The following is a 6,287-nucleotide window of genomic DNA, read 5'->3' on the forward strand; positions in this document are numbered from 1 at the left end:
TTCCTAATGTTATCTTTGAGAGGGAGTTCCAATTATTTTCTGAAACAAATTTATATATATTAGTATCATCAATGGAGAACGTGTACTCTTTTTGCCCTTTATCTAGTTCCTGAATATGGGTTTTAAATAGTTCTCTATTAACAGGATCGGCCATGTTTTTTAATTTTTCAAACTGTTCAAGTTTAATTTTCAATTCGCTATTCAGACTTTCATCTTGTAAAGGGGTGATTAGATTGTAAAATAGGTTAATAACATCCTGCTTTTTGTTGCTTCTAAATAGATCACAAAATTTATCCCAAAGACTTAGCTCAATGGATTTCTTATTATTGGTGTGTTTGAATAAATTTTTATAGTCATTTCCATTGAGATTATGACCATTTAGGCTATGCATTTTCATATTATTCCCTCTGTTGTTGTTTTAATTAATATCTTATAATAGAGTTGATTTTTCTTTCAAAAAACGCGACAGCATATAGATGCATTGGTGCCCAGATATTATCATCAATAATTTCCAATAACTCACTCAATAAAACCCAATATCCCTTTTGCACTCGTGGTCGTATAGTAATGTATCGTTACTCAATGAATTAAGGCCCCCAATGAATCAAAAACATATCGTGGTGCAGCAATCAGTACAACCTGAGCAATTAATTTTGTTATTTCATGGTGTTGGCGACAGTGCTGCGGGGATGGCACCGGTCGGTAGCCATTTTGCTCAAGCTTTCCCACAGGCATTGGTGGTCAGTATTGATGGGCCATTTTCCAGCAGTATAGGCAATGGGCGGCAGTGGTTTTCCGTACAAGGGATAACTGAGCAGGGGCGGCAAGGGCGCATTGATGAAGTGATGCCCGAATTTATTGCCACGGTGCGCCACTGGCAGCAACAAAGTGGGCTTAGTGCCGCGCAGACGACATTAGTGGGATTTTCACAGGGCACGATTATGTCATTGGAAGGCGTGAAAGCGCAGCCGCAGTTGGCTGGGCAGGTCGTCGGATTCAGTGGGCGTTTCGCCACCTTACCACAGCAGCCTATTGCTGATGTCATCATTCATCTGATTCATGGGGAACAGGATGGCGTTATCCCGGTAGGACAGGCCAAAGCCGCAGCGAATAGCTTAACGGCGTTGGGATGTTTGGTGACATTGGATCTGGATGCCAATACCGGACATGGGATTAATCAACCCATGCTGGCGCGAGCGATTGCTCATTTGCACCACGATCTTGCGGGAAATTAATCAGGGGGGAGCTTCGTTCTCTCCCATTTACTTTTTCTTGTCTTTATCTGGCCAGTCGTCGTCATCATCCCACTGCGCATTATTGTCGCGATGGGGCGGGATCTCCGGCTTATTGCTCAAAAATTTCTTATGATCAAGGCGGCGTAACTCTTTGATGCCGTTTAAGATCATGCCGACAAGTATGATTAGAACTACCCACCAGTAATCTGCGAGCCAATGCATGGTTAAATTCCTTTACCTGTCATCTTTCAAATTGCTATGTGTTAGCTGCATCTTGAAATTTATCAGGTATCGTTATAAATCGTGAAAAAATCATGGGTAAATGGCTGGTAAGCCACTCACTACCCGCCACATCTTGTGATTGCCAGGCTTCCAGCAAGATGGCAGGTGTCAGTAAATGTTCCGCAGTTGTCGCCAGAGGGCGGTAACTCAGATGCCAAGGTTCAGCGGCAATGCCGCCGGTGTCTGCGCTAAAAGGCCGGTAAAAACCAAACTCAGCCATATGTGCATCAAGCCATTGAGTTAGCGGATAAAAATATCCACCTGCCTGATATTCCCACGGCTCCAGTTGCAATTTTGCCTCCAAGGGTAACAGTGATGGATCGTAAATATCCAAATCACTGCCCCAATGGTGACGACTGGCTCCCGGTAGGGCAGACCAGCGCAAAATAGCTTCACAACGGCTGGCGGCATCAAGCTGAGAAATGTCTATCGGTTGACTATCTTTATCTAATACTGGTCGCTCACCGCGAAATTTACCATTCCAGATAGCTAATTGACGGTCAAAATCGCGAAAAGTGCTGGCTGGTTGCAAATCAAAACCGGCCTCTTTAGCTGCCTGTTGCATGGCGAGAAAGGCAGCAACAGCCTGTGGCTGCATGCGGTGATTACCGGTTAACACCACTAAATGTTCCGTTGAGCGCCCGGTAATCATCTGCGGGGTCAATGTATTAGTTGTCATGCGATGAGTTGCTCCATGATTTTCTGATACATCCGGCTTAGCAATTGTAAATCCGCAGCGTGAACACATTCATTCACTTTATGGATTGTGGCATTAACTGGCCCCAGTTCAACCACTTGTGCACCCATTAAAGCAATAAACCGGCCATCAGAGGTACCACCAGTGGTCAACAATTGCGGCGTTATCTCGGCGTAATGCTCAACGGCATTAACCACAGCATCAACCAACGCGCCACGCGCAGTCAGGAATGGCTGACCAGACAGAACCCATTCCAGGGTGTAATCGAGTTGATGACGCTCCAGCAATGCCTCAACCCGCTGCTTAATCATGCTATCAGTCAGTTCAGTGCTGAAGCGGAAATTGAACTGCACATAGAACTCACCGGGAATCACGTTATTGCTGCCAGTACCGGCATGCAAGTTAGCGATTTGCATGCTGGTGGCGGGGAAGAACTCATTGCCTTCGTCCCATTGTGTCGCCACCAGTTCATTCAGCGCGGGTATTGCACGGTGAACGGGGTTATCAGCCAGATGAGGGTAAGCCACATGCCCTTGGATACCGTGGATGTGTAAGTTGGCGGTGATCGAGCCTCGGCGACCATTTTTCACCACATCACCGACGCGCTCGGTACTGGATGGCTCACCCACCAGGCAGTAATCCAGCCGCTCATGACGCGCCATCAGGGCGTTAACCACTTTAACGGTGCCATTAATAGCTTTGGCTTCTTCATCGGAGGTAATCATAAATGCCAGGCGACCTTTATGATTAGGATGTGCGGCCACAAAGCGCTCAGCCGCAACCACCATCGCCGCCAGTGAACCTTTCATGTCGGCAGCACCACGGCCAAACAGCATGCCATCGCGAATAGTTGGCTCAAACGGTGGGCTGCTCCAGTGACTTTCATCGCCGGTAGGAACCACATCGGTATGACCAGCAAACGCCAGTGTCTCGCCTTCGCCACGCCAGGCCCAGAAGTTGAGGGTGTCGCCAAAATTCATCGGTTCGACAGTAAAACCGATAGCTTCTAAGCGCTGAATCATGATCTCCTGGCAACCCGCATCATTAGGGCTGAGCGACGGGCGTTTAATTAATTGTTGGGCCAGATCGATTACCGGACAGATCATGTTATTGCACCTCAATAGCGTTTTGGTTATGGATCACTTTCTGAAGATGTTGCTGAATAAACTGTTGATAAATTTCAATTTTGAAGCCCAGCAGCAGCTCACCATTGGCCGCTTCCAACAGCGGACGCTTGATGATAGCAGGTTGTTCCAGCATCAGCAGTTTGGCCGATTGTGCATCAGTAATGGCATCGCGCTGGGCTGGTGGCAATTTACGCCAGGTTGTCCCGCGAGTATTCAGTAATGGCTCCCAACCCAGTTTATCGATAAAACTTTGCAGGCGTTCGTCACTCAATCCATCCACGCGATAATCGTGAAACTGATAGGCAATATTTTGTTCTTCCAGCCAGCGGCGGGCCTTTTTTATGGTGTCACAATTTTTAATGCCATAAAGGCGCAATAATGGAGTTGCTGGGTTATCTGACATGGAAAAATAATACCTCGGCTAGAATGGCGCGCTTATGCAGGATAAATATAAAGCTAGTCACTGATGTGACTGCCTGGTTTGTCCATAATGCGGGAAAATGGGGTTTGAATCCAGATGGCTATGGGGTGTTTAGTGCGTAAATACGCACATCAGCCGAGGGATTTAGCCAATTCGGTCAAGGTCAGCGGCATATTGGCGAATAGCTTTTTGGTAGAGGCTGATATCCTGATGATTTGAGGTTTCAGCCAGTAATATCAACAATGCTGCGACTGCTTCTTTGGTTTCACCCAGATTATACAGTGTCATGGCACGAAACAAGGTTATCTCTTTTGCTTGCGGAAAACGGACTAACGCCGCGTCAAAGGTATTTAATGATTCCTGATATAGCCCCAGCGCCCGGTAAGTGCTACCTAGCCCAAGGTAAGCTTCCTGCAACTCTTTTCCCGCCAAATCATGCTCGATAGCAGCACGATAGAAGGGGATCGCTTGCAACTCTAGCCCTTGTACATCATAAAGAGAGGCAATTTTATACAGTAGGCTGGCGTTGCCTGGGTCGCTGCGCAGTAAATTTTGCGCCATTGCCACCGCATCACCGTAACGGCCCAACTCTTTCAGCGAATCAATAGAGTGTTTCATGGTTTTACTCTGCATTTTGCCAATAATGGTTTTTGTCGGAAACGGCATTTACCCCTATATATATCAGAGCACGCTACTCCGGAATCAACCAACAGGCAAGTAAAGTGCTCGTCGCCAGAGAAACACAGTCAAAAGACCAAATGCCATATCTCTGAAGCAGATCTCATTTCCACAATAATTTAAGTGGGCTCCAACTTTGACTGTTCAAAAAACAGGCGTATAATTGATCGCGATAATTAGAGAGGAAGTTATGGTTGATTTTGAGTTAGGTACGTGGAAAGAGTTTATCGATGCTATGCTGCGTAAGGCATAAGCGAATAAACCGGCAGTAAGAGTTGTTATCTTTTGTTGTTTTATCAATACACATCCAGGGGCGGGTTATCGTCCGCAGAAAGGCAGAAGCGTCATCGTTCCTGCCTTTTTTATTGGCTATCTGTCGCTTTACTTTCAGCCAATTATCACTAACCGTTTTGATATTGATAACCCATCCAGGGCACCACAATGTTGCCGCTGTTAATAAGAAAGAAACGCTCAAAGCCGGGAATTAACACATTGACAACAGTACAACCGGAAGCACTTTGATAGAGAATATTAACCAGCAGTTGGTAACCCCGCATGTTTAACTCCCGCTCCACTTGTAATAATTGCTCAATCACTGGCGCAATGGGGCCATCTTCTGGAATATCGACACTATGTAAGGTTCTATCCGTTAATAATCCAGGCAGATAGGCTTCGCAACTACGGCGTAGTTTTGGCCACTGTGCTAATCGCCGTAAAGAATGTTTTTGTGTCTCAATAAGGTAAGGAAAACGGGCGACAATAGAATGAAACTGGATCAGTTCTGTTATTGCCCTGGATATGGCGTAATAAGGTGAGAGGGAGGTTCCAGCGCCAAATAAATGTACTGCCTGACAGGTTTTATGGCCGAATGCGATGAATGTTCGACAACCGGTAGATTGGCTGATTTCGAGTACTGTAATGTGATCTGCTATTTCAGCCTGAGCATTTAACCATAAAGTATGAAGTTCTTCTTGTAGCGAATCAGGGTTAACCAGGCGTAATGCTCGGTTGTTATCCTGATAAAAATAATTAATCAAAAATTGTGACAAATCTTCACGCTCAATACTTTCATTGGCGGCATGCAGCGCGGCTTCCTGAAAAGAAGAACCAATAGCTGTGCCACTGTTACTGGAATAGCGGCGCAATACCTGATAATCAAAATTATCGCCTTCAAGAGGACAATCTGCATAATTAGGTGTTGAAAAAACGACGGGGTAATAAATCGAAATATCGCCAGTGATATTACTATAATGGCGACAAGCAATTTTTGTATTGGGTTGAGTTTGTAGCACATCTCTAACGAAATCAGTACCGCCTAATGTATGTTGCAGTTTATTGGTTTTGCATAATGTCATTTCACCAAACTTTTGGTGATTTGTTGAAATATAATGTTCAAATGCTTCATAAAAAGCACCAGTTAGTGCCGCACCATCAATACCTTTGCCCACACCTTGGCTGAGTAAATTATTATTTTTATCATAAATATTACATGTGGTTGTAATGATATGCAGACCAAGATTTTCTATATGAGGAGTGATGGCATTATTCTGAAATTCAGTCAAAATTCGTCTTTTGGCTTCGGCTAATGTAATTTCACGTTCATAAGGTAATCCCATTAATATATCTCCTGTTAACAATTAATTAAGGAGGCCTAAGCCCCCTTAATTATGATGCTATTCACTATCCAGTTCAGCCAACTCCTTTTCTGTTAAACAAGTAAGGTGTTCATTATTTTCAATAGACTCATCTTCATCAACTTTGTTTGGCAATAAGCCGAGAATACCCATAGCTATATCTCCTGACCTTCTTTAGGTTAATGTTATGCTGTGTTTTTATTCCCGTAATAT

Annotated in this window: 8 protein-coding genes; 1 reads left to right on the forward strand and 7 read right to left on the reverse strand. The window is 44.8% G+C overall.

Annotated elements, in window-relative coordinates; translation table 11 throughout:
- On the reverse strand, window positions 1–397 hold a 397-nt coding region (locus HU019_RS19885), incomplete at its 3' end, for a pathogenicity island 1 protein SopD2 (protein ID WP_235921497.1).
- A gap of 202 nt (window positions 398–599) precedes the next feature.
- On the opposite strand from HU019_RS19885, the gene ypfH reads away from it, so the two are divergent.
- A complete protein-coding gene (gene ypfH, locus HU019_RS19890) occupies window positions 600–1,235 on the forward strand; it encodes an esterase (protein ID WP_174849040.1) in 636 nt (211 codons plus the stop codon).
- A gap of 27 nt (window positions 1,236–1,262) precedes the next feature.
- Here ypfH and HU019_RS19895 read toward each other — a convergent pair whose 3' ends face one another.
- The 6 genes from HU019_RS19895 to HU019_RS19920 all read right to left on the reverse strand — a co-directional run bounded on the left by HU019_RS19895 (window position 1,263) and on the right by HU019_RS19920 (window position 6,056).
- A complete protein-coding gene (locus HU019_RS19895) occupies window positions 1,263–1,457 on the reverse strand; it encodes a YpfN family protein (protein WP_005172354.1) in 195 nt (64 codons plus the stop codon).
- Window positions 1,458–1,491: 34 nt separating this feature from the next.
- Window positions 1,492–2,196 carry a M15 family metallopeptidase gene (locus tag HU019_RS19900; protein WP_174849039.1) on the reverse strand — a complete coding sequence of 235 codons (705 nt, stop codon included), beginning with the start codon at window positions 2,194–2,196 and terminating at the stop codon, window positions 1,492–1,494.
- On the reverse strand, window positions 2,193–3,320 hold the full coding sequence (dapE, locus tag HU019_RS19905) for a succinyl-diaminopimelate desuccinylase (protein ID WP_174849038.1): 1,128 nt from the start codon (window positions 3,318–3,320) through the stop codon (window positions 2,193–2,195). The genes HU019_RS19900 and dapE overlap by 4 nt, the downstream gene beginning before the upstream one ends.
- Window position 3,321: 1 nt before the next feature.
- A complete protein-coding gene (locus HU019_RS19910; protein ID WP_174849037.1) occupies window positions 3,322–3,744 on the reverse strand; it encodes an ArsC family reductase in 423 nt (140 codons plus the stop codon).
- A 162-nt stretch (window positions 3,745–3,906) separates the two neighbouring features.
- Window positions 3,907–4,380: a tetratricopeptide repeat protein gene (locus HU019_RS19915; RefSeq protein ID WP_174849083.1), complete on the reverse strand. Its 474-nt coding sequence runs from the start codon at window positions 4,378–4,380 to the stop codon at window positions 3,907–3,909.
- Between the two features lie 461 nt (window positions 4,381–4,841).
- Complete coding sequence (locus tag HU019_RS19920) at window positions 4,842–6,056, reverse strand: YcaO-like family protein (RefSeq protein WP_174849036.1); 1,215 nt, start codon at window positions 6,054–6,056, stop codon at window positions 4,842–4,844.
- Window positions 6,057–6,287: the final 231 nt, after the last annotated feature.

Origin of the sequence: Yersinia artesiana, assembly GCF_902726545.1 — a bacterium.
Taxonomy (GTDB): Bacteria; Pseudomonadota; Gammaproteobacteria; order Enterobacterales; family Enterobacteriaceae; genus Yersinia; species Yersinia artesiana.

Bases quoted from the DNA above. Each gene is read 5' to 3' on its own strand.
- ypfH (WP_174849040.1), top strand. From the start codon at position 600: ATGAATCAAAAACATATCGTGGTGCAGCAATCAGTACAACCTGAGCAA.
- HU019_RS19895 (WP_005172354.1), bottom strand. From the start codon at position 1,457: ATGCATTGGCTCGCAGATTACTGGTGGGTAGTTCTAATCATACTTGTC.
- HU019_RS19900 (WP_174849039.1), bottom strand. From the start codon at position 2,196: ATGACAACTAATACATTGACCCCGCAGATGATTACCGGGCGCTCAACG.
- dapE (WP_174849038.1), bottom strand. From the start codon at position 3,320: ATGATCTGTCCGGTAATCGATCTGGCCCAACAATTAATTAAACGCCCG.
- HU019_RS19910 (WP_174849037.1), bottom strand. From the start codon at position 3,744: ATGTCAGATAACCCAGCAACTCCATTATTGCGCCTTTATGGCATTAAA.
- HU019_RS19915 (WP_174849083.1), bottom strand. From the start codon at position 4,380: ATGAAACACTCTATTGATTCGCTGAAAGAGTTGGGCCGTTACGGTGAT.
- HU019_RS19920 (WP_174849036.1), bottom strand. From the start codon at position 6,056: ATGGGATTACCTTATGAACGTGAAATTACATTAGCCGAAGCCAAAAGA.